This window comes from Pedobacter sp. KACC 23697 (genome assembly GCF_045348445.1).
Lineage (GTDB): Bacteria > Bacteroidota > Bacteroidia > Sphingobacteriales > Sphingobacteriaceae > Pedobacter.
In genome coordinates, this window is the sequence record NZ_CP157485.1 from 1,850,123 (window position 1) to 1,875,750 (window position 25,628).

General features: G+C 40.3%; 21 protein-coding genes. 15 read left to right on the forward strand and 6 right to left on the reverse strand.

What is annotated here, in order from left to right; all coding sequences use genetic code 11:
• Nucleotides 1-167: 167 nt before the first annotated feature.
• From ABEG20_RS07115 to ABEG20_RS07135, 5 genes are all read right to left on the reverse strand, one after another.
• Nucleotides 168-1,619, reverse strand: coding sequence for a DUF294 nucleotidyltransferase-like domain-containing protein (locus ABEG20_RS07115; protein WP_406826682.1), 1,452 nt, complete (start codon nucleotides 1,617-1,619; stop codon nucleotides 168-170).
• Nucleotides 1,609-2,286: an exonuclease domain-containing protein gene (locus ABEG20_RS07120; protein WP_406826683.1), complete on the reverse strand. Its 678-nt coding sequence runs from the start codon at nucleotides 2,284-2,286 to the stop codon at nucleotides 1,609-1,611. The genes ABEG20_RS07115 and ABEG20_RS07120 overlap by 11 nt, the downstream gene beginning before the upstream one ends.
• Before the next feature lie 168 nt (nucleotides 2,287-2,454).
• Nucleotides 2,455-3,195: an MIP/aquaporin family protein gene (locus ABEG20_RS07125; protein ID WP_406826684.1), complete on the reverse strand. Its 741-nt coding sequence runs from the start codon at nucleotides 3,193-3,195 to the stop codon at nucleotides 2,455-2,457.
• A gap of 154 nt (nucleotides 3,196-3,349) precedes the next feature.
• Entirely contained in the window at nucleotides 3,350-4,840 is a 1,491-nt protein-coding gene (glpK, locus tag ABEG20_RS07130; RefSeq protein ID WP_406826685.1) for a glycerol kinase GlpK, read from the reverse strand.
• 35 nt (nucleotides 4,841-4,875) lie between these two features.
• Complete coding sequence (locus tag ABEG20_RS07135) at nucleotides 4,876-6,444, reverse strand: glycerol-3-phosphate dehydrogenase/oxidase (RefSeq protein ID WP_406826686.1); 1,569 nt, start codon at nucleotides 6,442-6,444, stop codon at nucleotides 4,876-4,878.
• Between the two features lie 161 nt (nucleotides 6,445-6,605).
• Between ABEG20_RS07135 and ABEG20_RS07140 the strand changes: the two genes are divergently transcribed.
• Together ABEG20_RS07140 and ABEG20_RS07145 are read left to right on the forward strand one after the other, a co-directional pair.
• Entirely contained in the window at nucleotides 6,606-7,370 is a 765-nt protein-coding gene (locus ABEG20_RS07140; protein WP_406826687.1) for a DeoR/GlpR family DNA-binding transcription regulator, read from the forward strand.
• 42 nt (nucleotides 7,371-7,412) lie between these two features.
• Nucleotides 7,413-7,802: a response regulator transcription factor gene (locus ABEG20_RS07145; protein ID WP_147229462.1), complete on the forward strand. Its 390-nt coding sequence runs from the start codon at nucleotides 7,413-7,415 to the stop codon at nucleotides 7,800-7,802.
• Between the two features lie 65 nt (nucleotides 7,803-7,867).
• Here ABEG20_RS07145 and ABEG20_RS07150 read toward each other — a convergent pair whose 3' ends face one another.
• A complete protein-coding gene (locus ABEG20_RS07150) occupies nucleotides 7,868-8,881 on the reverse strand; it encodes a zinc-binding alcohol dehydrogenase family protein (RefSeq protein ID WP_406826688.1) in 1,014 nt (337 codons plus the stop codon).
• Nucleotides 8,882-9,004: 123 nt separating this feature from the next.
• Between ABEG20_RS07150 and ABEG20_RS07155 the strand changes: the two genes are divergently transcribed.
• From ABEG20_RS07155 to ccoG, 13 genes are all read left to right on the forward strand, one after another.
• Nucleotides 9,005-9,844, forward strand: coding sequence for an AraC family transcriptional regulator (locus ABEG20_RS07155; RefSeq protein ID WP_406826689.1), 840 nt, complete (start codon nucleotides 9,005-9,007; stop codon nucleotides 9,842-9,844).
• A 137-nt stretch (nucleotides 9,845-9,981) separates the two neighbouring features.
• Entirely contained in the window at nucleotides 9,982-11,436 is a 1,455-nt protein-coding gene (locus ABEG20_RS07160) for a L,D-transpeptidase family protein (RefSeq protein WP_406826690.1), read from the forward strand.
• 384 nt (nucleotides 11,437-11,820) lie between these two features.
• Nucleotides 11,821-13,602: a hypothetical protein gene (locus ABEG20_RS07165; RefSeq protein WP_406826691.1), complete on the forward strand. Its 1,782-nt coding sequence runs from the start codon at nucleotides 11,821-11,823 to the stop codon at nucleotides 13,600-13,602.
• A gap of 54 nt (nucleotides 13,603-13,656) precedes the next feature.
• Nucleotides 13,657-14,853: a PAS domain S-box protein gene (locus ABEG20_RS07170; RefSeq protein ID WP_406826692.1), complete on the forward strand. Its 1,197-nt coding sequence runs from the start codon at nucleotides 13,657-13,659 to the stop codon at nucleotides 14,851-14,853.
• A gap of 15 nt (nucleotides 14,854-14,868) precedes the next feature.
• Nucleotides 14,869-15,900 carry a response regulator gene (locus tag ABEG20_RS07175; protein WP_406826693.1) on the forward strand — a complete coding sequence of 344 codons (1,032 nt, stop codon included), beginning with the start codon at nucleotides 14,869-14,871 and terminating at the stop codon, nucleotides 15,898-15,900.
• A gap of 617 nt (nucleotides 15,901-16,517) precedes the next feature.
• Nucleotides 16,518-16,943, forward strand: coding sequence for a lactate dehydrogenase (locus tag ABEG20_RS07180; protein WP_406826694.1), 426 nt, complete (start codon nucleotides 16,518-16,520; stop codon nucleotides 16,941-16,943).
• Between the two features lie 2 nt (nucleotides 16,944-16,945).
• Nucleotides 16,946-18,292: an oxygen-independent coproporphyrinogen III oxidase gene (hemN, locus tag ABEG20_RS07185; protein ID WP_406826695.1), complete on the forward strand. Its 1,347-nt coding sequence runs from the start codon at nucleotides 16,946-16,948 to the stop codon at nucleotides 18,290-18,292.
• Nucleotides 18,293-18,304: 12 nt separating this feature from the next.
• Entirely contained in the window at nucleotides 18,305-20,689 is a 2,385-nt protein-coding gene (locus ABEG20_RS07190) for a heavy metal translocating P-type ATPase (protein WP_406826696.1), read from the forward strand.
• A complete protein-coding gene (gene ccoS, locus ABEG20_RS07195; protein ID WP_406826697.1) occupies nucleotides 20,686-20,865 on the forward strand; it encodes a cbb3-type cytochrome oxidase assembly protein CcoS in 180 nt (59 codons plus the stop codon). Before ABEG20_RS07190 ends, ccoS begins: the two co-directional genes overlap by 4 nt.
• A gap of 72 nt (nucleotides 20,866-20,937) precedes the next feature.
• Entirely contained in the window at nucleotides 20,938-23,079 is a 2,142-nt protein-coding gene (gene ccoN, locus ABEG20_RS07200; RefSeq protein ID WP_406826698.1) for a cytochrome-c oxidase, cbb3-type subunit I, read from the forward strand.
• Nucleotides 23,080-23,082: 3 nt separating this feature from the next.
• The gene (locus tag ABEG20_RS07205) at nucleotides 23,083-23,265 is read left to right on the forward strand and encodes a hypothetical protein (RefSeq protein ID WP_406826699.1); all 183 of its coding nucleotides are present in this window, start codon (nucleotides 23,083-23,085) and stop codon (nucleotides 23,263-23,265) included.
• Complete coding sequence (locus ABEG20_RS07210; RefSeq protein ID WP_406826700.1) at nucleotides 23,252-24,220, forward strand: cbb3-type cytochrome c oxidase N-terminal domain-containing protein; 969 nt, start codon at nucleotides 23,252-23,254, stop codon at nucleotides 24,218-24,220. The genes ABEG20_RS07205 and ABEG20_RS07210 overlap by 14 nt, the downstream gene beginning before the upstream one ends.
• Complete coding sequence (gene ccoG, locus ABEG20_RS07215; RefSeq protein WP_406826701.1) at nucleotides 24,204-25,583, forward strand: cytochrome c oxidase accessory protein CcoG; 1,380 nt, start codon at nucleotides 24,204-24,206, stop codon at nucleotides 25,581-25,583. Before ABEG20_RS07210 ends, ccoG begins: the two co-directional genes overlap by 17 nt.
• The last annotated feature ends 45 nt before the right edge of the window (nucleotides 25,584-25,628 follow it).

Consider the following 25,628-nt stretch of genomic DNA (forward strand, 5'->3'; position numbering starts at 1 on the left):
AAATCGGAACCTTTTTTGTTTAAAAGAAGGATCGTCGCCATGATCCGATACCTATCGGATTTATTTCCTTCCATTAACGTATTAATAGCGTAATAAATGCTGAAATAAATTTAGCATGACGGGCGGGTAGTATAAACGTTAAGTATCAAATGCAATCTGCTCTGCGCTTACCCCAAACTGTTCGTAAATTTAATTCTGATGCCGCTCTGAAAATTCAGGATAATCTTGAAAATCTCAATTAGGGTTACTTTCTCGATTTTGGTTAAAGTGTCAATTTCTATAAAGTTATTGGGTGCGGCCTGATCGTTAACAATCAGGTGAGCCTGATGTTTCAATCTCAAGCCCATCAAATAATAGTACGATTGGGAAAGTTCATTAAACTGATTTTCGCTGAAAACGCCCAGCTCTCTTAAAGCCTTTAAACGCTCGCCGGTATTCTCTTTCTGAAAAATCCTATTCTGTAAGGCATAAACCCTTGCCAAATCTACAATAGGGGTCATGGCTGTTTTAATATCAAACACCTCTTTTTTGTGGATTTTCTGGGTCCTGATATTTCTAAAATAAGTAAGGGGAGGCTCATATAGCAAAGCATTTTTGGCCAGGTAAACATAGAATTTTTCTATTGGTTTTTGTAATTCCTCATCAACAAAAGACCTCAGACTTTCCATAATAGCCAGATCGCCATAAATAGCCCTGCAATCAAAAAATGCAGCAAACTTTACCGCAGTTTCAGGCAGCGATTCCTCTATCCAGTTTTTATAATTATATTTCCAGTGCGATAGTGAATGTGTCCAGTTTGGGTTGGTGGCCATATAATCACCATCACAATATACAAAGCCCACAAAATTTAATTTATCAGAAACCTGGGTAGCCAGGTCTAGAAAATAGGAGCGTACAGCTGCTCTATGCTCTTCATCAGTATCTTCATAAATAATGGCGTTGTCCTGATCCGTTTTTAAACTCAGTTCTTTTCTCCCTTCACTACCCAAAACCATAAATACGAATTTTGCCGGTGGCGGGCCTAATTTGGCAATAACATCTTCAATAATTTTAAAAGAAATGGTATCGGCAATAGTCGTGACTACTTCGTTTACAATTTTCGAATGTACGCCCCTGTTGAGCAGCTGAGCTACGATGCCCGGTACTTTCTGCCATTTTAATTTTAAATCACCGGTATTTACAGCTGACTTTACCGATTGGATAAAAACCAACGGAGACTCTGCCTGTTCGCTTAAAAGACGATTTCTGCTCAGAAAGCCAACATAATTCCCCTTGTCGTTTACCAATAAATAGCGCGATTTTTTGCTAAACATCATTAATATTGCTTCGTAAACATAAGCATCTGGTGTGATGGTTATAATATTGGTATCCATCACCTCATCAATAGGCAAATTAGGATTCAGTTGCTTAGCGATTACATTATCTCTTAAAGTAATATCGGTTACAAATCCCAGATAATCGCCCTGATCATTCTTAATAAAGAGACAGCTGGTTTTTTGATCCGACATTTTAATGGCGGCTTCAAAAACCGGTGTGCCCGGGCTGCAACTCACAATCTTTCTGAAAGTAATGTCTCCGATACGGGCAGTATAAATTTGATCAGCCAGTTTATCTTCCATTAAAAAGTTCCTGTAAAATTCTTTTAAACGAAAATTCTTTTCTTTTTTCTTTTCCTGTATTAAAAGTATGTTCCTGATGGTAGACTGAAGTTAAGCTTATTTTGCCTGTTTTTAAAAGGTGAAAGAAAATCTTCGCCGTATTTACCGTATCGGATAAAGCATTATGGATATTTTCAGGTACTTCATTGAATAAAATGGTATAGAATTTATCCAGTTTTAAATGGCTGATCACGGTATTGGTAATATAGGGAGCACTTGCTTTCATGGTGCAAAAAAAAGCAAGGTTTTTAAATATGTTTTCTTTACCGATGCGGTACAATTCAACATTTACCATGTGGTAATCAAGTTCAATGAAATGCCCGATAACCAAAGGTTTATACTTTTCTATATCTGCAGAAAACTTCAACATCACCGTCTCCTTGTTTTCTCCATGCTCATGCAGATATTCCGGCGTAATTTTATGAATTTTTAATGCAGCCTTATCAATGGTAAAATTGGTGTTTTTAATGTAGTGATTCTCCCGCTTAATTTCCCGATAGGATTGATCATAAATAATCCAGGCAATTTGGATAATGTAAGGCCAGTTCTTTTCTTTAGAATAAGGTGCCGTCCAATTTTTAGGCAGGCCAGAGGTTTCGGTATCAACAACGAGGAAGTAAGCTTGCAATTCTGATTGGTTAGGTAAATAGTTGCGCGATATTATTTCAAAGATAGCTATTATTCGGTAGCTGTGGAATAAAATTGCATGTCATTTCCAGCTGACCAATAGCTATCGGATCAGGATGGTGGATTTTATTTTTAGAATGTATTGGCGAGAATGTTTCGGAATCAATAACTATTTGCTAATCAACAAAAATACTACCGCGGCCAAAACCGATCCGATAATAGGCCCAACAATGGGTATCCAGGCATAAGCCCAGTTGCTACTTCCTTTTCCCTTCATTGGAATGAGAAAGTGTACCATCCGTGGACCTAAATCTCTTGCCGGATTAATGGCATATCCGGTTGTCCCGCCTAAGCCCAAACCGATTACCCAGACTAAAAATGCTACCGGAACGGCGCCAATTGAGCCAAGGCCAATAGGTGTGGTAACCGTTTCTTTTGTGCCCATACTGGCATCCGTAAAATAAAAGATCACAAATATTAAAACGAAAGTGCCAATAATTTCTGATAATAAATTTGACGAAATGTTTTTGATGGCCGGGGCAGTTGCAAAAGGTGCGGCCTTTGAGCCCTGATCATCAGTGGCGTCGAAATGGTCTTTATAAATTAACCAGACCAGAAAAGATCCAGTCATGGCACCAGCTAACTGGGCCATAATGTAAAAGGGAACCAAGGCCCAGCTAAATCCTTTACCAATGGCAAGTCCAAGAGTTACAGCCGGATTCAGATGTGCCCCACTATATGGGCCGGCAACAACAACACCTGTAAATACGGCCAGTGCCCAAGCCGTTGTAATCACCATCCATCCACCATCATTCCCTTTAGTATCTTTAAGTACTACGTTAGCCACTACACCATTTCCTAAAAGAATCATTAGTGCTGTACCAATAAATTCTGCGAGATATACGTTCATTATAAAATTTTAAGCAATTTTTAATTAATATGTTAGGTTCAATCAAATGAACAGCAATTTGCAATAAGCATCTATTCATTTAAGCTAAGCCCCTGAAATAAATTACCTTCGGCGAGCTGGCTAAGGCTCGGTTCAGGGTGACGACCGCCTTATATTAGCGCTCTGCACTTACCCTGGCTGCTTTTATCGCCCTGTTCCAGCCTTTTATTCTTTCAGTATTATCAATTCCTTCATCAGCAATAAAAGTCCTGTTAATTTTCCATTGCGAACGGATCTCACCGATACTTTTCCACAAGCCGGTAGCCAATCCGGCAAGATATGCAGCGCCGATAGCGGTAACTTCGGTTACATCTGGTCTGATTACCTTACAGTTCAACAGATCGGCCTGAAACTGCATCAACAAATCATTCGCCGTAGCGCCACCGTCAACTCTCAATTCAGTGATATTTACGCCTGCATCTGCTTCCATCGCCTTTAACACATCCATCGTTTGATAGGCAATACTTTCCAGGGCTGCTCTGGCAATATGCGATTTGTTTGTACCCCTGGTTAATCCGGTAATCGTACCCCGTGCATGCTGATCCCAGTGTGGTGCACCCAGCCCTGCAAAAGCTGGAACAACATAAACTCCATCACTATCTTTTACTTTTTCAGCTAAAGTTTCTACATCTGCAGATTTAGAAATTAGTCCCATTTCATCGCGAAGCCACTGTACAACAGCGCCGCCAATGAAAATACTCCCTTCTAATGCATAATTTACTTTGCCATTAATCTGCCAGGCAATAGTGGTTAACAGGTTATTGGCAGAAATTTTTGGCTTTTCTCCGGTATTCATCAACATGAAACAGCCAGTGCCATAGGTGTTTTTGACCATTCCGATTTCGGTACACATTTGTCCGAAAAGTGCCGATTGCTGATCACCGGCAATACCTGCAATAGGGATTTTTGCAGCCAATATCCGTCCAGCAGTTACACCATAAATCTCGCTCGATGATTTTACCTCAGGAAGCATTGTTTTTGGTATAGAGAAAAGCTCCAGTAATTCTTCATCCCAACTTAAAGTGTGGATGTTGTAAAGCATGGTGCGGGAGGCATTGGTTACATCGGTTACCTGTTTTTCGCCTGCTGTTAATTTCCATATTAACCAGGTATCAATGGTGCCAAAGGCCAGTTTTCCTGCTTCAGCCTTTTCGCGCGCACCTTCAACATTTTCCAAAACCCAACGTGCTTTAGTGGCAGAAAAATAAGAATCGATGATCAGGCCTGTTTTTTCCTGAATTTTACCCGCCAACCCCAGCGCTTTAATTTCATCGCAATAGGCAGCAGTACGCCTGTCTTGCCATACAATGGCATTATAAATTGGTTTTCCGGTTTCTTTATCCCATACCACCGTGGTTTCGCGTTGATTGGTAATTCCGATCGCATTAATATCGCTTACGGTTAAACCTGCTTTAACAATTACCTCTGTTACAACAGCCAGTTGTGTAGACCATATTTCCATTGGATCATGCTCTACCCAGCCCGCTTTAGGATAAATCTGCGTGAATTCCCGTTGTACTATAGCAACAATTTCGCCATTGTGATTAAAAATAATGGCTCTCGAACTCGTGGTTCCCTGATCGATAGACAAGATGTATGTACTCATAATTAAAATTTGGTTAGCGGGCTATAATTCCAGTTTTATTTTTTGGATTGATGATAAAGGTAGCCATCGGCTAATTTATTAAAAGCTTCAATTTGATCGGCTTCCCAGTTTTCATCTGCCGATAATTCTTTGGCCAGGAGCGAGGCTACCCGAGGTGCCATATCTTTTGCAGCCCGTGCATCAATCAATAATATCCTCAGCCTTCTGCTTAAAATATCTTCTACTGTTTCTGCCATTTCGTTTCTGGCAGACCAAACTACCTCGGCCTCCATAAAAGGAAAAGATGGATGCAAAGGCTTTTCAAGACCTAGCTTTTGTTTGATCAAGGCTTCAATTTTACTGCGATCCGATCCATATATGGCTAAATGACCATTGCCGGCATTGGCGGTGCTGCCATGAATGCTTAAATTTTGAGTTACACATGCTTTCGGTTTTAAACCTGCATGAGTAATGGCTAAATTTACAGTTTCTTCTGCCATCAGGCGATAGGTAGTCCATTTTCCACCAGTAATGGTAATCAGTCCCTTTGCAGAAACAATCAGTTTATGGTCTCTGCTGATTTCTTTTGTACTATTTCCATTACCGTTAGTCGGAGCAGCTAATGGCCGCAGGCCTGAAAATATGCTTAAAATATCTTTTTCAAGGGGCCTTCGGTTAAAATATTTTGCCGCAGTATTTATAATAAAATCTACCTCTTCTTTTAAAGCGCGCGGCTCGAGGCTGTGTTCATCCAATGGGGTATCGGTAGTGCCAACTAATAAATGATCATGCCAGGGAACGGCAAATAAAACCCGTCCATCAGCCGTTTTTGGAATCATTAAGGCCGATTCGCTATCCAAAAAACCTTTGCTGAGGACTACATGCACGCCCTGGCTTGGACGGACCATCTTTTTTGTGTCAGGATTGTTCATCTGCAAAATATCATCAACAAAAACCCCTGTGGCGTTAACCACTACTTTGCCCTTGAATTGTGCTTTTAAACCTGTAATGGTATCTTCTGTATCAATTCCAGTAACAGTTTCTCCATCTTTTAATAAACCGGTTACTTTGCTGTAATTTAATAAATATGCGCCCTTTTCGATAGCCGTTTGGGCAATATTAATCGCTAAACGGGCATCATCGAATTTTCCATCATAATACCTGATGCTACCTTTTAAGCCTTTTGCTTTAATGCCGGGCATCCTGGTTAAGGTTTCTTTTTTAGAGAAATATTTAGATTTTCCGAAGCTGTATTTTCCTGCCAGCCAATCGTAAAGGGTAAGCCCGGTTAAATATTTTATAACGGAAAACCAATCATAGCAGGGAATCAGGAATTCTTCCTTTTCGACCAGGTGTTTAGCGTTTTGTTGTAATAAACCACGTTCTTTCAAAGCATGTTTAACCAAACCGATATCGCCCTGTGCAAGGTAGCGAACACCTCCATGAACCAGTTTGGTACTTCTGCTCGATGTTCCTTTGGCAAAATCAGCTTGTTCTACCAGTAATGTTTTATAGCCCCTGCTTGCTGCATCTAAGGCGGTGCCTATACCTGTGGCCCCCCCTCCAATGATAATGAAATCCCAAATTGTATTATCTGCTAAATGATGGGGATGTAATCTCTTCATTGATCATTAAAAATAAAATAACAAAACGAAACAATACGCAATTATAGGAAATCATAACTGAAATAATATAACATGTGGGTTAAAAATTTATTAAATATTTGTTTAAAATATTTTAAAGAATGTTTTTATTGCTAATTTGCAGCACGCTAATCTAGTATGTTATGATGAATTTGGCTGAAAGGCACCAGTTTATTTTAAGTCGCCTGCAACGTGATCAATATATAAACGTTGTGGATTTGTGTAAGGAATTGAAAGTATCTTCTGTAACAATAAGAAAGGACTTAAAACTACTGGAAGACAAGAGCCTGCTGTTTAGAACACACGGTGGGGCAACGATAAACAATCCCTACACCGTTGACCGTCCGGTTAATGAGAAAGAAAAAATACAATCTACTGAAAAGAACAAAATCGGGATGGCTGCAGCGGCATTGCTGAACGATAACGATTCTATTGTAATTGCTTCGGGTACCACAGTACTGTATTTTGCGAAGAACATTGCCCCGGCAACAAATTTAACGGTAGTTACCTCCGCATTAAATGTAGCGCTGGAATTAATGCGCGAGCCTAGCATCGAAGTAATACAGTTGGGTGGCTTACTTAGAAAAAGTTCATCGTCGGTTATGGGGGCTTATGCCGAGCAGGTTTTGCAGGATTTTTATTTCAACAAACTGTTTTTAGGGGTAGATGGCATTGATCTGGATTTTGGCATCACCACTACAAATGCCATGGAGGCACATTTAAACCGCAAAATGATCGGTGCATCACAAAAAACGATTGTACTGGCCGATTCTACCAAATTTGGAAAGAGGGGCTTTGGAAAGATATGTGGACTGGAAGAAATTGACCATATTATCACAGATAAAGGAATTTCTGAACAAATTGTAAAACATTTAGAGGGCTTGGGTGTTACTGTTACTATCGTGTAGCGCATTCCACGCGAACGGAAATCCCAAACATATAATTTGAACATGGAAAAAAAACGAATACACATTTTAGAAGACGATCAGGAAATCAGAAACGTGATTGAAATCCTGTTAAAAGAAGAGGGTTTTGAATTACAGCTTTCTTCATCTTTTGCAGAGCTGAAGAAAAATATCCAGGATGCAATGCCTGATCTTTTCTTGTTAGATGTCATGTTACCAGATGGAAACGGAGCAGAAATATGCGAAGATTTAAAAACTGATATTTTTACCAAACACATTCCGATTATTGTAATGTCTGCACAGAACAATAGCGAGCAAAAAGCGATTGATGCATTCGCTGATGATTACATCAGCAAACCATTCGATATTTACAATGTTTTGGAACGCATTAATGCGCAGTTAAAAAGAAGTTCAGAGAACAGGACTAAAGTTTAGTAGAAACAGGATATAAAAAAGGAGAGAAGCTGGTCAAGTTTCTCTCCTTTTTTTTCGGTTTTTTTTTAATATTCAATGACCACTTTACCAATAGTTTTGCCACTTTCCAGCAAATGGTGAGCTTCTTTTAAGTTTTCTACCGTAAATCCCTTCAGCGTTTGGTTTAATGTAGTTTTAAGGATACCATTATCTAATAATTTCGCCAACTCATTTAAAATATGGTGCTGCTGTTGCATATCTTCAGTTTGATACATGGAGCGAGTGTACATCAGTTCCCACGAAAAGGTAACACTTTTATTTTTTAATTTATTTAGGGCAACAGGGGTGGCTGAGCCAGTTATCGATACGATATGGCCTTGTGGTTTAATCAGCTCGACCAGGTGATCCCAATAACTGTTAAGGTCTACAAAATCGAGAATAAAATCTACTTCCTTAAAACCTGCAGCCCGAACTTCTTCAACCAGGTTTTTATGATCTACTACGACATCGGCCCCCATTGCTCTGCACCAATCTTTTGTTTCTGCTCGGGAAGAAGTAGCAATTACTTTTAAACCACTTATTTTCTTTGCCAGCTGTATGGCTATGGAACCAACGCCACCTGCACCACCAATGATCAGGATACTTTTTCCTTTATCTTTTTGTTCGCTGATACGGATGCGGTCGTAGAGCGATTCCCAGGCGGTAAGTGCTGTTAGGGGCATCGCAGCAGCTTCTGCGTTGGTTAGTTTTGTAGGTTTTAAACCTACGATGCGTTCGTCAACCAATTGGTATTCTGCGTTTGATCCGCTACGGGTTAAGTCTCCGGCATAATACACTTCATCTCCGGCTTTAAAAAAGGTAACGCCTTCGCCAACGGCTTCAACTATTCCAACAGCATCCCAGCCAATTACTTTTGGTGTTTCCAGTACAGTGTCTTTGGCGCTGTTCTGGCGGATTTTAAAATCAACCGGATTTACGCTGATGGCTTTTATTTTTACGAGGAGGTCACGTCCTTCCGGCTGTGGAACAGGTGTTTCAAACGCGATAAAACTTTCGTTTTCGTTTATTGGGAGTGAGGTTTTAAATCCTATAGCTTTCATGGCTGATGTATGATATTAATTAAAGATACTGTTTTTTATATAGCAAATATAAACTGATATAGCTTTATAAAACAGTATAAATTTGCTTTTAATTGGTAAATTTGTGCTTTAATTTGATGTGAGATGATTAGCGAAACACTGTACGAACCTTACGAGATTGTTTACGAAAAGCTGGATGAATGCCCAAAATATGGTCATAAACACCTGTTTTTTGAGTTGATATATATCCTTTCCGGTACAGGCAAACAATGCATCAATAACAATAAATTCGATTACCTCGCAGGGCACATGTTTTTAATCACGCCTGAAGATTGCCATTCATTTGAAATAGAAACAACTACAGAATTTTTCTTTCTACGCTTTGGTAATGTGTATCTCCGCTCGAAGGATTTTCACACCAATGATGTGAAAAGATTAGAATATATTCTTCAAAATGCCAGTCATCAGCCGGGCTGTATCCTTAAAAACTTTTCAGATAAACCTTTGGTTAAATCACTTATTGAAGCTATGACTGCAGAGTATGTTAACCGCGATCTTTACAATAAGGAGTTAATAGCCAAAATGGTAGATACGATGATTGTATTGGTGGCCCGTAATATAGCCAAATATCTGCCAGCCAGTATTAAGGAAGATTCTGAACAAAAAACGCTGGCACTTCTAAATTATATACAGGCCAATATTTATAGTCCGGGGAAACTAAGGGCCGAAAAGCTAAGCATTGAGTTCGGCATTTCGGAAAATTATTTTGGCAAGTATTTTAAAAAACAGACCAATGAAACCCTGCAGCAATATATTGCCAATTTAAGGATTAAACTGATAGAGGCGCGTTTACGCTTCAGCGATATGCGGATCAACGAAATTGCTTTTGAACTCGGCTTTACGGATGAAAGCCACTTAAACAAGTTTTTTAAATCACAAAAGGGAATGAGCCTTAAAGCCTTTAGAAGCTCATTGGCGAGTTAGTTGTTCTCTAATATGAATTTAATCCCGTAAAATCATCTCAAAATCCTTAATGTGCAGCAGATCATAACAATATATGATGGGGGTCATAAATATTGAAGCGTTAATTTTTGATATTTATAATTGTAAATCAAGGTGTTATGAAAAATAAAGATATTAGCAAAAGCTCCGCTACCATTCAGGTGATTTTTATTTCTTTAACGCTGTTTTGGGCCTTCTTATTGGTATTTAATGCTTTCGGAGTGCCCCTTAAAAATGCTGGATCAGTAAATACTGATTCGCTCTCTATCAAAAAAGAAATCGCTGGCCTGCGTCCAAAACTGCACTATCCCAATCTTGTTAACCGTTTTTATCAGGAAAGATTATATAAAAGAGCCTGGGTAAGGCAGGATACGGTTAAATCAGATGTCTGGATGTCGATGTTATTGATGGATTGCGTATTGCAGTTTGGCCTGAACAGAAATGATTTTCATCCCGATCAGCTCACTTATGATGCACTTCGTCCGCTTACCAAACCAGGTGCCGAAGTACAGGAGCAGGAAGTTTTTGATATTTACTTAACTGATGCCCTGATTACCCTGATCAATCATCTTCATTACGGTAAATTTAATCCGGTGGTTACTACCGGGCGATTGGAATCGAAAATACCTTTGGGTTTTGATCCGGTGTTTCAGCTCGGAAAAGCCATTGGGCATCCTAATTTTATGAGCAATGTTACATCGGCCCAGCCGCAAACAAATATGTATAGAATGCTACAGGATTACCTTCATTTGGTAAAAGGGCAATATATAGACGATTGTTATGAGTTTCCGGAAGGTGATGCCAGAAAAATGGCCATTAATATGGAGCGGTTACGCTGGATAAATACTGACGATCGTTATTTTATACAGATCAATATCCCCTCGTACACACTCAAGTTGATCAAGGATGACGACATAGTCGTATTTAAAACCATTGTAGGCAAGCCTTCCAGTTCTACGCCAGAATTGGAAAGTACAGTTAATAAAATCACCACGTCGCCAGATTGGAAGGTTCCGCATAAAATATTTACAACCGAACTGCTGCCAAAAATATGGAAAGATTCAACCTACCTGATCAGCAACCATTACTGTATTTACGACCGGAAGGAAAACATGGTGCCTTTAACCAAAATTACCATCGCCGCCATTAAGGCTAATCCTAACCTGTATCATGCCAGGCAGTCACCTGGTTGTGATAATGCGCTTGGCAAGGTTGTATTCCGGTTTCCGAATACTTTTGATATTTACCTGCACGATACCCCGGAACAGCAATTATTTAAAAAAAGGGAAAGGGCATTTAGCCATGGTTGTATCAGGGTAGAAAATGCTGGTTTACTTGCCGAACTGTTATTGCTGAATGATGGAGCAGCAGATAAAGTGCCTGCTTTAAAATCATCAATGCTTAACATGATTAAAAAAGATTTTCCCCTTAAAAATACTGTTCCGATAAAGATCACCTACATCACCTGCGAGATTAATAACGGTCAGCTCAGTGTATATCCTGATATATATCACCATGATCAGGTTTTGGAAAGTTTAATGTTTCCCGTTAATAATAAACTGGTAAAGAAGTAAAGAGCTTGTAATCACTTTTAGTTTTACCTACTGCTTATAGCTCTACCATCTAAAACCTGATTTAGACCAATTTTTGTCCTGATGAAGAGTGTTGTTATTTAAGCCATTGACATAGGTGAAAATACAAATAACCTTAAATTGTCCAGGTCTTCCTTGAGATAAATAGGATGCAAATAGCTATAAAAATCTGTGTGCATCTGTGGTTAAAAACCTTAACTTAATGAGAATGCCTGATAATGGTAATTTTTGGTTGTGAAAAAGTGATCGCGGTCATTTTTTGTTTTGAGCCTTATCATCGCTGTATCAATTAAACCAAGGTAGTTTTGCTGTAGAAATTATTTGGTCATTCATTATATCGGGGACCATTTTACATCAAAAAACACCATGTTACACTCCTTTCATATTCCTGTTTTAGGCCTGGGTTACTCTATTGATACCCCCTTAAAAGTTGCCAAGTATGGCATTTCATCTGTACTCTCTATTGTTGATGACGAATTGGTGGAGCGTATGCGTGCTTATCATGCGCAAAATAGATCAATATATTACGAGCCAATTGGTAAAAATGAAACCGATAGTCGTAGCCGGCGCATCACTGCATACCTCAACTTTTTATCCGATAGCATCTGCCAGGACTTTAGCGCTTTAAAAAAGCAGGATTTTATGGAAGGCAGTGATATCTGCCGTTATTTTGAGCTTTTGCCCGATACCTCAAAATTAAAACATGGTTATGAACTCATGATGGAATATCCTGAAGGAGAAGCCAAGCAGATCTTTAAATCAGTACTAAAAAATGCCATTCGCATGGGGAGTATTGATGTTAACATTATGGCCAAAGTAGATAAAATGAACTACGTAGATGGTGAATACACTGGTGATGGAAATACAGATGCGCTAGCAGCTTTACGCGGTTTTGCAGAAAGTAAACTTAATGCCGCTGTGGTGCTTTCTGCAGGCATGAACCCTAAATTGTATAGCTATATGGAACATTTTGCAGACTTTTTTCCGGATGAAAAAGCTTCGTTAAAAAAGAGGATCATCTTAAAAGTGAGTGATTTCAGGTCAGCGCTGATCCAGGCTAAATTTTTAGCCAAAAAAGGTTTGTGGGTATCAGAGTTCAGGATCGAATCGGGCTTAAACTGTGGCGGACATGCATTTGCTACCGAAGGTTATCTGTTAGGCCCGATCTTGGAGGAATTTAAAACAAAAAAAAGCAACATGTGCCGGGAGCTTTTCAATATGTATCAGCTTGCGCTGGCGCAAAAGGGAATTCTGATTGACCAGGAACCCAGACAAAAGATTACAGTTCAGGGCGGAATCGGAACCGCTGCAGAACATAATTTTTTACTGCAACATTACCAGCTTGATGGCACAGGCTGGGGAAGTCCATTTTTATTAGTGCCGGAAGTAACCAATGTTGATGCCAATACTTTAACACAACTCACTGGTGCAACCGAACAGGATTTTTATTTGAGCAATGCATCTCCATTAGGGATCCGTTTTAATAACTTCAGAAACAGTACTATAGAGCAGCAGCGCACGGAGCGGATTAAAAAGGGCCGGCCTGGAAGTCCATGTACGAAAAAATATCTCTGCAACAATACCGAATTTTCCGAACAGGCTATTTGCACCGCATCTCGTGAATATCAGCACTTCAAGATCAAAAGCCTTCAAATGGCTGGATTAACGGCTGAAGAATATGAAAAACAATTTAAGGAGGTTACTGGAAAAATATGCCTTTGTGAAGGACTTTGTTCTTCCAATTATTTAAAATATAATATTCTAAAACCGAAAGAAAATGATGCCGTAGCCATTTGCCCCGGACCAAACCTGGCTTATTTCTCTGATGTATACTCTTTTGATGAAATGGTAGGCCATATTTATGGTAAGGTTAACCTTTTAGAGCAGGTAGAACGCCCGCATGTTTTTATCAAAGAGCTTAATCTGTATATCGATTACCTACAAGAGGATATTAAACAGCAGTTGCAGCAATTTAGCGATAAAAAAATAAAACAGTTAAATGGATTTAAACTGCAGCTCTTGGATGGAATTAATTATTATAAAAAACTTTTCAGCGAAATAACAGATCAGGCTTCTGATGAATTTAGGCAATTATATGAACAGCTGGCAAGTTCGAAAACTATACTCGACACATTGATTGTTGGTTAAGAAAAGAGATCGGTAATACTTTTTCTATATTTACAACACAATTGAAGCATAACAATGGACAGGTCGAAATTTTTGGATGCGATTATTGAAAACGCTATTGATGGGATTATTACCATTGATAAAAAGGGGATTATAGAACATTTAAACCCTGCAGCACTTGAGCTATTCGGTTACAGCAGGGAGGAGTTAGTGGGCAGTAACATTGCTGTCCTGATGCCCGAACCCGACCATTCGCACCACGATGAATACCTGTCAAGATATGAACACACCGGCCAGAAACATATTATCGGTATTGGGAGGGAAGTTTCTGGCAAGCGTAAAGATGGTTCTGTATTTCCGTTCAGGCTGGGGGTGAGTGAAATTAAATTTACCGACCGCAAAATTTATACAGGTTTTATCCACGACCTGAGCAAAGAAAAAGCTAACGAAGAACAGATTAAAAGTTATACGGAAAAACTGGAAGTTAAGATAAAGGAACGAACACGGGATCTGGTTAAGCTCGTATCAGAACTCGAAATAGCCAAAGAAAATATGCGTGCACTCTTTCAAAAGGAAAAGGAACTTAATCAGCTTAAAACCAGGTTTGTTTCTATGGCATCTCATGAATTCAGGACGCCACTTAGCTCCATTCAGCTATCGGCCTCTCTGATTGATAAATATACCACCAAACAGGATGCAGCCAGCGTAGAAAAGCATACTTTGAAAATCAAAAACTCCATCAATAACCTTACAACGATATTAAATGATTTCCTTTCGCTTGAAAAACTCGAAGCAGGAAAAGTGGAGGCATCGGCACAAGCATTTAATATCATCAGCTTTGCAGAAGAAATAGCCGAAGAGATGCAATTGATGACCAAACAGAACCAGCATATTATTTATGAACATACCGGAACAACTGCCGAGGTCTATCTGGATCCGAATCTGTTGAAGAATTGTATCATCAACCTCATTTCCAATTCGATCAAATACTCAGGAGAAGATACGCTCATCCAGTTTAATTCCATTTTAAAAAACGATGAACTGATTTTAGAGGTAAAAGACAATGGAATTGGTATCCCGGCAGCCGATCAGGGCAATCTGTTCGAACCATTTTTCAGGGCACACAATACCGGCGATATTCCGGGAACGGGACTGGGGCTTAACATTGTAAAAAGATATGTTGGCCTGATGAACGGCACCGTAACCTGCAATAGCGAGCAGCACTTGGGTACAATATTTATGCTCACCTTTCCTCTGGAACCAATTTTATAATTTAAGCGCGATCTGATGAACAAAAAAGTTTTAATTATTGAAGATAATGACGATATCAGGGAAAGTACTGCTGAAGTGCTTGATTTGGCAGGTTATGAAACTTTTATGGCGAAACACGGAAAAATCGGTGTGGAAATGGCCATCAATCATTTGCCTGACGTCATTCTGTGTGATATTATGATGCCTGAGCTGGATGGATATGGAGTTTTATACCTGTTGAACAAAAATCCGAAAACGGCTAATATCCCTTTTATTTTCATCACCGCAAAAACGGAGCGGACTGACATGAGAAAAGGCATGGAAATGGGTGCTGATGATTACCTCACCAAGCCTTTTGATGATACGGAACTTTTCAGGGCGATAGAAAGCAGGTTTAAGAAAAAGCAGCAGGCTACTGGTTTTAGTTCAACAGAAAGCAGTAGTGAAGCGGTAATGGACGAATTGCGCAAAAAAGGTAAACCGAGGGCAGTAAACAGTAAACAGGTGATTTATATTGAAGGCGATGAACCTACACACCTCTATTACGTCAATAAGGGGCAGGTGAAAACTTACAAACGCTTTAAAGATGGCAGGGAACTTTCCTCAGGGCTTTACCATGATGGAGATTTTTTTGGTTACGAAAGTTTATGCAACGGCGAACTTTATGCAGAAAATGCTGCCACGCTAACTGAATCAGAAATTATCCATATTCCAAAAGCTGATTTTATGGAATACCTGCTCAGTCACCAGGCGGTATCTAAAACATTTATTGGTCTGTTATCCGGAAATGTCCGCGATAAAGGAAAACAGATGCTCCAACTGGCCTATTCCTCAGTAAGAAAACGGGTAGCCGAAGCTTTATTGCAGGTGGCTACAAAATTTGGCGACGGCGGGGCCGATACCTGCACCATCCGCATTTCGCGTGATGACCTTGCTGCATTGGTAGGTACTGCAAGCGAAACAGTAAGCAGAATGCTGGCTGATTTTAAAGATGAAAAACTGATCGATAAAACCGGTAATGCCATTAATATCCTCTCTATAGAAAAACTGAGGAATATTAAGCAATAACCGCAATAATATGGTGCCTGATGTTCGCATCTGAAACATAGGAATGTTAATGTAAATCATTCGAAAATGGAATGGTTTGTGGGGACACGAACCTTGGCTATTTTAACAAAATCTAGTGCGGGTCTTGTGGGCTGCCTATCTGTGCTGTCGGATCTTTCCATCTGACACATAAAAGTCTAATCATTCTATTTTAGAAAAGCAATGCCTGTGGTGTTTCGGTTAGCCCAGTCCCGTCCTTTGCTTAATCCCGATTAGATAAATCGATAATTTAGATGATCACTTAAATCGGGATAACGCTGTCGGTCGGGTTTATTTAACGCGGGTCTGTTTAAGCTAAAAATCTGTGCTGTCGGATGTTTCCATCTGACAAAGAGAAATGCTAAACAACGCCGACATATGCTTATTTGTATTTTGATAGCGAACCATGGCTATTGTAAGCGCTAAAACTTTCGCCAGCAATGGGTCTTGTCTGGTTTAGCTGACTCAAGACTACAGACTCAAGACTACAGACTCAAGACTAAGGACTTAAAAAAGTAACCAATATCATTTTTTTCTCTAAGCATTCTCACCTGTCGCCTTATACTTCCGCCATAGTTTTGTATGTATAAATATTATATATGAAAGCTATAGCTTACAACATTAAGCCCGATGAAAAGGAATGGTTGGTATTGGCCAATTATAAAAAACACGATATCACTATAATAGCCAATAGCTTAACAGCCGATACGCTTTCATTTGCAACCGGTAAAGAAGCCCTTTTGGTTTTTAATAACGATGAACTCAGTAGTAATATGATATTAGGGCTTAGGGCACTGGGTATCAAATATATCGCCACTTCATCTTCACAAACAGATCATCTTGATCTTACCGCGGCCGGACTTGCAGGAATGAAAGTTGCCAATGTGCCATTGGTAGCTGACCAGGCCGATACCAAGGCAAGGATGGAGCAGGTGGTTAAAAACCTCGATCAGTGGGCAGCTGGTAAATGTGTAGGCAAAGCCTGCTGCTGCCAGAACGATTGTGCAACGGCTAAAAAAATGTAAAGATGGAAAGTGCCGAATTGCTTAAAAAATATAATGTTGCTGCTCCACGTTATACCAGCTATCCGACTGTTCCGTATTGGGATATTGAAAAATTTAATGCAAATGGATGGCTGGGCAGTGTGGCCAATTCTTACATCAGTTATAAAGAGGAAGGCATCAGTTTGTATATCCACCTTCCGTTTTGCGAAAGCCTGTGTACCTATTGTGGTTGTAATACCCGTATTACCAAGAATCATTCGGTAGAGGTGCCTTACATCCAGGCTTTACTTGCTGAATGGTGCATGTATGTGGATGCCCTGGGGGAGAAACCTAAACTAAAAGAAATGCATCTCGGTGGCGGAACGCCGACATTTTTTAGTGCAGAAAACCTCCAATTGCTCATTAACGGCATGATGCAAAATGCTACTTTGGCTCCCAATGCCGAACTCTCTTTTGAGGCCCATCCGGCCAATACCACCAACGCACACTTAACCACGCTTTACCAGCTTGGTTTTAGAAGATTAAGTTTGGGGATACAGGATTTCGACCCTAAAGTACAGTTTTTAATCAACCGTTTTCAAACACCTGAACAGGTAGCTCAAGTAACAAACGAAGCAAGGGAAATCGGTTATACTTCCATCAATTTTGATCTGATTTATGGCCTCCCTGGACAAAGCATTTCTGGATTAACAGCTACCATAAATGAAGTAGCTTCCCTGCAGCCGGACCGCATTGCCTTTTATAGTTACGCACATGTGCCCTGGTTAAAACCCGGGCAAAGGCACTACACCGAAAAGGATATTCCCGCGGGAGATGAAAAATTTGCGCTTTATCAGTTTGGCAGAAAGTTACTGGTTGAAGCCGGTTATGAAGATGTGGGGATGGATCATTTTGCCCTGAAAAGCGATCTTTTGTTTCAATCAATGGCAACAGATAAACTCCACCGGAATTTTATGGGTTACACCAGTCAGCATACCCATTTACTTATCGGGCTCGGCGTTTCGTCGATCAGCGATAGCTGGACTGCCTTTGCGCAGAACCCTAAAACAGTAGAAGCTTATTTAGATAAAATAGCACAGCAATTATTACCTGTAGAAAAAGGACATTTTTTAACGGATGAAGATCTCACCGTAAGAAAGCACATTCTTAATATCATGTGCAGGGCCAATACCACCTACAGCGAAGGCATTCCCGAAAGGGTACATGAACGGCTTTCGCCTTTGTTGCACGATGATCTGGTCTGCGTAACCGAAAAAGAAATCAGGATTACCACCAAAGGAAAGTCCTTCCTGAGAAATGTCTGCATGGCATTCGACGAAAAATTATGGCTTAAGCAGCCTAAAACACAATTATTCAGTTCATCAATATAAGAAATAATTACAATGGAAGATCAAAGTAAAACCACAACCAAAGCCATTTGCTACCACTGTGGAGAAGATCTGCCCAAGGTAAAATATCAAACCGATGATAAAGATTTTTGCTGTGCGGGCTGTATGGCTGTTTTCAAAATCCTTTCAGAAAACAACTTGTGTAATTATTATGTGTACAACAATAACCCTGGTAGGCAATTAAAAAATGAAAGCCGTTTAGAATACCTCGACGATCCTAAAATTATCGATCAATTGCTTGATTATAAACATGAAAGTTCGGGCATCATTACGTTTTACATTCCTGCTATCCATTGCAGCTCCTGCATCTGGTTATTGGAACACTTGTATAAAATCAATCCCGCTATTTTCAGTTCACGGATCGATTTTCTCAAAAAACAGGTCACCATCAACTTCAACCATGAAGAAATTTCGCTAAAACATCTGGTAGAAACCTTAAACCAGATAGGTTATGAACCCCTGATCAGTTTGCAGGATGTGGTAAAGGCACATAGTACTTCGGTTGATAAAGCTTTAGTGCTGAAAATTGCTGTCGCAGGATTTTTAATGGGTAATGTGATGCTTTTTAGCTTTCCCGAATACTTTGGTTTATCAGGTTTCGAAAAACAGTTCCAGTCTTTATTCGGTTGGTTAAACCTGGCATTCTCGATTCCGGCGGCTTTTTATTGCGGACGTGATTATTTTACTTCGGCCATTACCAGTATTAAACACAAACACATCAATTTAGATACGCCTTTGGCGCTGATTATTGCCGTATTGTTTTTACGCACCGCATTTGAAGTTATTTTTGCCACCGGGCCAGGTTTTGCCGATACCTTAACAGGTCTGGTTTTTTTGCTTCTCATGGGGAAATGGCTGAAACAGCGTACTTACCACCACATCTCTTTCGACCGAGATTACCGTTCTTATTTCCCGATTGCGGTTACCACCTTACAGCATGGCAAAGAAAAGCCAGTTTCCATCAACGACATCAAAATAGGCGATCGGTTGTGGATCAGAAACGGAGAACTGGTGCCAGCAGATGCCATTTTAATGAAAGGTGATGCCTGGGTGGATATGAGTTTTGTTACCGGCGAATCGGAGCCGATACATAAAGTGCTGGGCGAAATCATTTATGCAGGGGGGAGGCAAACTACCGAAGCCATCGAACTCGAAGTGATCAAACCGGTTTCGCAGAGCTACCTTACCGGACTCTGGAATCACGAGAATTACAAAAACAACATCGAAAAACAGAATTTTAACGATTCTGTTGCAAAATATTTCAGCCTCGGGGTTTTTCTGATTGCATTTGCGGCTACAGCTTACTGGTTGTTTCAGCACGACAGCCATAAGGCCTGGTCGGCATTTACCGCAGTTATTATTGTGGCCTGCCCATGCGTCCTGGCTTTAAGCACACCTTTCACTTTATCTGCTATCTTATCTGTTTTTGATAAAAAAGGATTTTATGTAAAAAATACAGATGCAGTTGAAGAACTTGCCAAATGCGATACCCTGATTTTCGATAAAACAGGTACTTTAACCAGTAATGAAAATGCCGAAATCTCTTTTAGCGGATCCTTAACAAACGAAGAAAAACTGATTGTGGCTTCGCTGTTGCGTAACTCCACCCATCCTTTAAGCAGGCATATTTTAAAGGCTTTAAATGTTGAAAAATTTTATTCACTTAACGATTATAAAGAATTGGTAGGTAAAGGTTTATCGGCAAGAATTAATAATCATACTATTTATGCAGGACATCTGTCTATGTTACCGATAACCGTAAAATCGACCGGTGAAACTGGTGTGCATATCCTGATCGACCATACCTATAAAGGTTGTTTTGATATCAAACAGCAATGGCGGCCCGGATTGGCTCAGTTAGTTTCCAAACTCTCCATATTTAAACTCCAGGTTTTATCAGGTGATACGGATAAAGACCATTCCATGCTGAGGACCATTTTTCCGCAAAACACGACTATCAGGTTCCGGCAGCGTCCGCACCAAAAACTGGATGCTGTTTTAAACCTCCAGGAAAGCGGAAATACCGTCATGATGCTTGGCGATGGGCTAAATGATGCCGGAGCTTTAAAGCAGAGCAATTTTGGGATCGCATTAACAGATAACATCAATAATTTTACGCCAGGCTGTGATGCCATTCTGCAGGGTGGCGCACTAAACCTCCTGCCGTATTTTATCCAGCTCAGCAAAGATGGGCTTCAGGTAATTAAAATAAGTTTTGCCATTGCCATTGCCTACAACTGCATCGGTATCTATTATGCCGTACAGGGAACATTGTATCCGTTGGTTGCTGCCGTGCTGATGCCCATTAGTACCGTTACCATTATATTATTCACCACCCTGGCCACCCGCTGGTTTGCCCGTAAAAATAAACTGATATGAATATCCTCTACTTTTTGGTTGGCTGCAGCGTTTTAATGGCACTCATTTTTCTGGGTGCCTTCTTTTGGGCTTATAAAACCGGTCAAAACGACGATGTGCATACACCTGGTATCCGCATATTATTCGATGATGAAGAGATTGCTGAAAAAAGTGAAGAAGATCACTTTTCCAGCTAACAGCCATCATCCTTTATCTCTTGGATGCAGGATACCTTTGGTGTACAAAACATACAAAATTCCGCTTCTATTATGCAGCTAGAAAAATTTACTTACGATAACAGGATTGTCAGAAACTTTGGCATTGCCACCCTGGTTTGGGGAATTATAGGGATGACCGTTGGACTGCTTGTTGCCATGCAGCTTTTTAAGCCGGCCATGAATATGGGTAACCAGTACACCACTTTTGGTAGAATCAGGCCATTGCACACCAATGCCGTGATTTTCGCTTTTGTGGGAAATGCCATTTTTATGGGCGTTTATTATTCGCTTCAGCGTTTACTTAAGGCCAGGATGTTTAGCGATGTGCTCAGCAAAATTCATTTTTGGGGCTGGCAGCTTATTATCCTATCGGCGGTTATTACGCTTCCCCTGGGTTTTACCACCTCACACGAATATGCCGAACTCGAATGGCCAATTGATATTGCCATTACCCTCATCTGGGTGGTTTTTGGTATAAACATGTTCGGTACCATTATTAAACGGAGAGAGCGGCATCTCTATGTGGCCATCTGGTTTTACATTGCCACTTTTGTTACCATCGCGGTTTTGCACATTGTAAACTCTTTTGAACTGCCCATTTCTTTTATGAAAAGCTACTATGTGTATGCGGGCGTTCAGGATGCATTGGTGCAATGGTGGTATGGACATAACGCCGTAGCATTTTTCCTCACTACGCCTTACCTGGGCATGATGTATTATTTCCTGCCAAAAATGGCTGGCCGACCTGTTTACTCTTATAAATTGAGTATCCTGCACTTTTGGTCGCTCATTTTTATCTACATCTGGGCTGGTCCCCATCACTTATTATATACCTCATTACCAGGTTGGGCGCAATCATTAGGCGTCGCTTTTTCGATCATGTTAATTGCGCCAAGCTGGGGCGGTATGATCAACGGTTTATTAACCCTTCGTGGTGCCTGGGATAAAGTAAGAGAAGATGTGACCCTTAAATTTATGGTGGTGGCCCTTACCGCTTATGGTATGGCCACTTTTGAAGGCCCTTTATTGTCGCTAAAACAGATTAACGGAGTAGCGCATTTTACCGATTGGATTGTAGCTCACGTACATGTTGGCGCTTTAGGCTGGAATGGCTTCTTAACTTTCGGTGTATTGTACTGGTTAATCCCCCGTATTTATAAAACCGAACTTTACTCTAAAAAACTGGCAGGTTTTCACTTCTGGATCGGTACATTGGGTATCCTTTTTTATGCCATCCCGATGTATTGGGCAGGTTTTACCCAAGGATTAATGTGGAAAGAATTTACCCCTGAAGGTTTATTGAAATATCCGAATTTCCTGGCTACAACATTGCAGATTATCCCGATGCATGTTTTACGTTCAATCGGTGGTGCACTCTATTTAACCGGTGTAATTGCAATGACTTATAACCTGGCCAAAACCATGCTGGGCGCCAAACTTGTAGCCAATGAAGCTGCCGAAGCCATGCCTTTAACCAAAATTGTAGTGGATAGTAGTCCTGCCGATAAGGCCTGGCACAGGGTGTTGGAGCGTAAACCAATGAAATTTATGGTGTTTTCACTGATCATTATCCTGATCGGGGGAATGGTTGAGATGATGCCTACTTTTACCATCCAATCTAACGTGCCGACTATTGCAAGTGTAAAACCCTATAGCGCGCTTGAGCTGCAGGGCAGGGATCTGTACATCAGGGAAGGTTGTGTAAACTGCCATTCGCAAACCGTTCGGCCTTTCCGCTCAGAAACCGAACGTTATGGTGAGTATAGCAAGGCCGGAGAATTTGTTTACGATCACCCGTTTTTATGGGGCAGTAAACGTACCGGACCAGATCTGCACCGTGTAGGTGGAAAGTATTCTGATGCCTGGCATTACAATCACCTGGTTGATCCTACATCCATGTCGCCGGGAAGTATTATGCCGCCATATCCATGGCTTATTGAACAACAACTGGATATCAGCACTACTGCAAGTAAAATCAGGGCTATGCAAACATTGGGCGTTCCATATCCGGAAGGATATGACAAACAGGCCAGTGAGGATTTAAAAATACAGGCTGAAAAAATTGCGCTAGACCTGAAACAGAACAACATCAAAGTGAAAAGCGACCGCGAAATTGTAGCCATTATAGCTTACCTGCAACGATTGGGTACCGATATCAAAGCCAATAAAGAAACTATTCCTTCAAATCAATAAAATATGTTCAATCAGATCAAAGATTTAGCCGGTGGCGAAATATACCTCGTTACCTCTCTGCTTATGTTCATGGTGTTTTTTGTAATTGTTGGTGTTTACCTCTTCAAATTAAGCAAAAGCCATATCAAAAACATGAGCGAAATCCCTTTTCAAGACAACAAAACCAAACCATATGAAGAAGATTAAACTATTGTTATTATCACTGTTTTTATCGGCCGCAAGCTACGCTGCTGAACAAAAAACAGCAGAAGCTATAGTCCCTTCTCAGCCTGGACTAGGGCTTAGCCAAACTGAAATACTCATTATACTGCTTTTGCTTTTTGCATTGGTACTGCTTTTTGTTTCGCTAACGTTGCTCAATGCATTTAAAGTAATGTACCAGGAACAGTTAAACCCCACCAAATATAGCGGACCTGTACAGGAGGAAGCACTCGATTACGATAGCTGGCTGAAACAAAAAACAGTAAAACCTTCTATCTGGGCAAAATTATTGAGTTTAAAACCCATTGAAGAAGAAAAGAACCTGGTGATTGATCATGCTTATGATGGCATTAAGGAGCTGAATAACCCGGTACCGGCCTGGTTCAACTTCCTGTTTTTTGGTACGATGATTTTCGCTGCAGGTTATCTCTTTTATTATCACATTGGTGACTATGGCGATCTGCAGGATAAAGAATACGAAAATGAAATGGCCAAAGCACAGGTAGAAAAAACCGCATTTCTAGAAAAATCGGCCAATACCATTGATGAAAATTCCGTAAAGTTTGATAATACGCCAACGGTACTGGAAGATGGAAAAACGATTTTTAATACCAACTGTGTGGTTTGTCATGGCGATAAAGGACAGGGCGTAATCGGCCCGAACTTAACCGACGATTACTGGTTGCACGGTGGAGGTATTAATAATGTGTTCAAAACCATTAAATATGGCGTTCCTGAAAAAGGAATGATTAGTTGGGAGAAAAACCTTAATCCTAAACAGATCAGTGCCGTGGCTAATTTTATCTTGTCGTTAAAAGGAAGTAACCCTGCCGGTGCCAAGGCTCCACAGGGCGAAAAATACGAGGAAAAGGATGTAAAAGACAATGAGATGAAAGTAGCGAAAGATAGTGTAAGCCAAGCCGATGTTACCAAAAAATAAACCGGAAAGTAAGGGCAGGGGCAGAAATTTCATTTACCCTAAAAAACCATCGGGTAGACTGTACAATTACCGCAAATGGGTAAGTTATGTATTACTGTTATTTTTGTTCTCCTGTCCGTTTCTAAAACTTAACGGCGAGCAATTGGTTCTGCTGAATTTCATCGAAAGGAAATTCGTTTTCTTTGGGTTGATTTTCACCCCACAGGATTTTTACCTGTTCGCACTGGCCATGCTCATCTTTATTATTTTCATTGTATGTTTTACAGTGGTATTGGGCAGGCTGTGGTGCGGATGGGCCTGTCCGCAGACCATTTTTATGGAGATGGTTTTCCGTAGGATTGAATACTGGATAGAGGGCGATGCCAATAAACAGAAGAAACTGGACGAGGGACCATGGACCGCAGAAAAAATATGGAAAAAAGGAAGCAAACATTTTATTTTCCTGCTGATCTCTTTTGCCATTGCCAATACCTTTCTGGCTTATATGATCGGCTCTGATGTCTTGTTTAAAATCATCACCGAGCCTATTGCGCAACATGTTTCAGGTTTTGTATCCATTTGGCTGTTTACCTTCATTTTCTATGGCGTATTTGCTTATGTACGCGAAGTGGTATGTACTGTAATCTGCCCTTACGGTAGACTTCAGGGCGTTTTGCTTGATAACCAAAGCCTTGTTGTTGCCTATGATTTTACAAGGGGCGAACCCCGTGGCCGTTTACAACGAGATGCCGTAGAACAAAAAACAGGCGATTGTATTGATTGTGGGCTCTGCGTACAGGTTTGCCCTACGGGAATCGATATCCGCGAGGGAACACAGCTCGAATGTGTAAACTGTACCGCCTGCATCGATTCTTGTAATGAAGTTATGTTGAAAATAGGCAAACCCAAAAACCTGATCGGTTTCTTTAACCAGGATTTTATTGCAGCGCGTAAACCATATAAAATGGCATTGAAATCTTATGGTTATGCCGCCGTTTTATTTGTGGTCATAATGGTTTTTTCTTCATTGATTTATAAAAGAGAAAACATACAAACCACGGTTTTAAGGGCTAGTGGTACTTTATATCAAAGCAGGGGGACGGATAAAACGAGTAACCTGTACAATGCAGAACTGGTAAATAAAACCAATAAGGCAGTAAAATTTACTTTCAGGCCGAAGAATAATAATGATCAGATCGATTTTGTACAAAAGGCAACTGTACTGCCAAAAGAAGGTACCGTACACCTCACTTTCTTTCTGATCAGGAAAAATAATTCGGTTAAAGAATATAAAACAGATGCGATTTTTGAAGTGATTGCCAATGGCGAGGTGGTAAGTACTGCAACAACGAGTTTTTTCGCGCAACCGGAAGGAAATGATTGAATGGTAAAGTGAGTGAATGATTGAATCTGCGATTTGCCTTTAAAC

What these genes read in the sequence shown, in the direction of transcription:
- ABEG20_RS07125 (WP_406826684.1), bottom strand. Translation starts at nt 3,195, where the DNA reads ATGAACGTATATCTCGCAGAATTTATTGGTACAGCACTAATGATTCTT.
- ABEG20_RS07170 (WP_406826692.1), top strand. Translation starts at nt 13,657, where the DNA reads ATGGACAGGTCGAAATTTTTGGATGCGATTATTGAAAACGCTATTGAT.
- ABEG20_RS07140 (WP_406826687.1), top strand. Translation starts at nt 6,606, where the DNA reads ATGATGAATTTGGCTGAAAGGCACCAGTTTATTTTAAGTCGCCTGCAA.
- ABEG20_RS07135 (WP_406826686.1), bottom strand. Translation starts at nt 6,444, where the DNA reads ATGAAGAGATTACATCCCCATCATTTAGCAGATAATACAATTTGGGAT.
- ABEG20_RS07155 (WP_406826689.1), top strand. Translation starts at nt 9,005, where the DNA reads ATGATTAGCGAAACACTGTACGAACCTTACGAGATTGTTTACGAAAAG.
- ABEG20_RS07115 (WP_406826682.1), bottom strand. Translation starts at nt 1,619, where the DNA reads ATGGAAGATAAACTGGCTGATCAAATTTATACTGCCCGTATCGGAGAC.
- ABEG20_RS07180 (WP_406826694.1), top strand. Translation starts at nt 16,518, where the DNA reads ATGAAAGCTATAGCTTACAACATTAAGCCCGATGAAAAGGAATGGTTG.
- glpK (WP_406826685.1), bottom strand. Translation starts at nt 4,840, where the DNA reads ATGAGTACATACATCTTGTCTATCGATCAGGGAACCACGAGTTCGAGA.
- ABEG20_RS07205 (WP_406826699.1), top strand. Translation starts at nt 23,083, where the DNA reads ATGTTCAATCAGATCAAAGATTTAGCCGGTGGCGAAATATACCTCGTT.
- ccoS (WP_406826697.1), top strand. Translation starts at nt 20,686, where the DNA reads ATGAATATCCTCTACTTTTTGGTTGGCTGCAGCGTTTTAATGGCACTC.
- ABEG20_RS07175 (WP_406826693.1), top strand. Translation starts at nt 14,869, where the DNA reads ATGAACAAAAAAGTTTTAATTATTGAAGATAATGACGATATCAGGGAA.
- ABEG20_RS07210 (WP_406826700.1), top strand. Translation starts at nt 23,252, where the DNA reads ATGAAGAAGATTAAACTATTGTTATTATCACTGTTTTTATCGGCCGCA.
- ABEG20_RS07190 (WP_406826696.1), top strand. Translation starts at nt 18,305, where the DNA reads ATGGAAGATCAAAGTAAAACCACAACCAAAGCCATTTGCTACCACTGT.
- ccoG (WP_406826701.1), top strand. Translation starts at nt 24,204, where the DNA reads ATGTTACCAAAAAATAAACCGGAAAGTAAGGGCAGGGGCAGAAATTTC.
- ABEG20_RS07160 (WP_406826690.1), top strand. Translation starts at nt 9,982, where the DNA reads ATGAAAAATAAAGATATTAGCAAAAGCTCCGCTACCATTCAGGTGATT.
- ABEG20_RS07145 (WP_147229462.1), top strand. Translation starts at nt 7,413, where the DNA reads ATGGAAAAAAAACGAATACACATTTTAGAAGACGATCAGGAAATCAGA.
- ABEG20_RS07150 (WP_406826688.1), bottom strand. Translation starts at nt 8,881, where the DNA reads ATGAAAGCTATAGGATTTAAAACCTCACTCCCAATAAACGAAAACGAA.
- hemN (WP_406826695.1), top strand. Translation starts at nt 16,946, where the DNA reads ATGGAAAGTGCCGAATTGCTTAAAAAATATAATGTTGCTGCTCCACGT.
- ccoN (WP_406826698.1), top strand. Translation starts at nt 20,938, where the DNA reads ATGCAGCTAGAAAAATTTACTTACGATAACAGGATTGTCAGAAACTTT.
- ABEG20_RS07165 (WP_406826691.1), top strand. Translation starts at nt 11,821, where the DNA reads ATGTTACACTCCTTTCATATTCCTGTTTTAGGCCTGGGTTACTCTATT.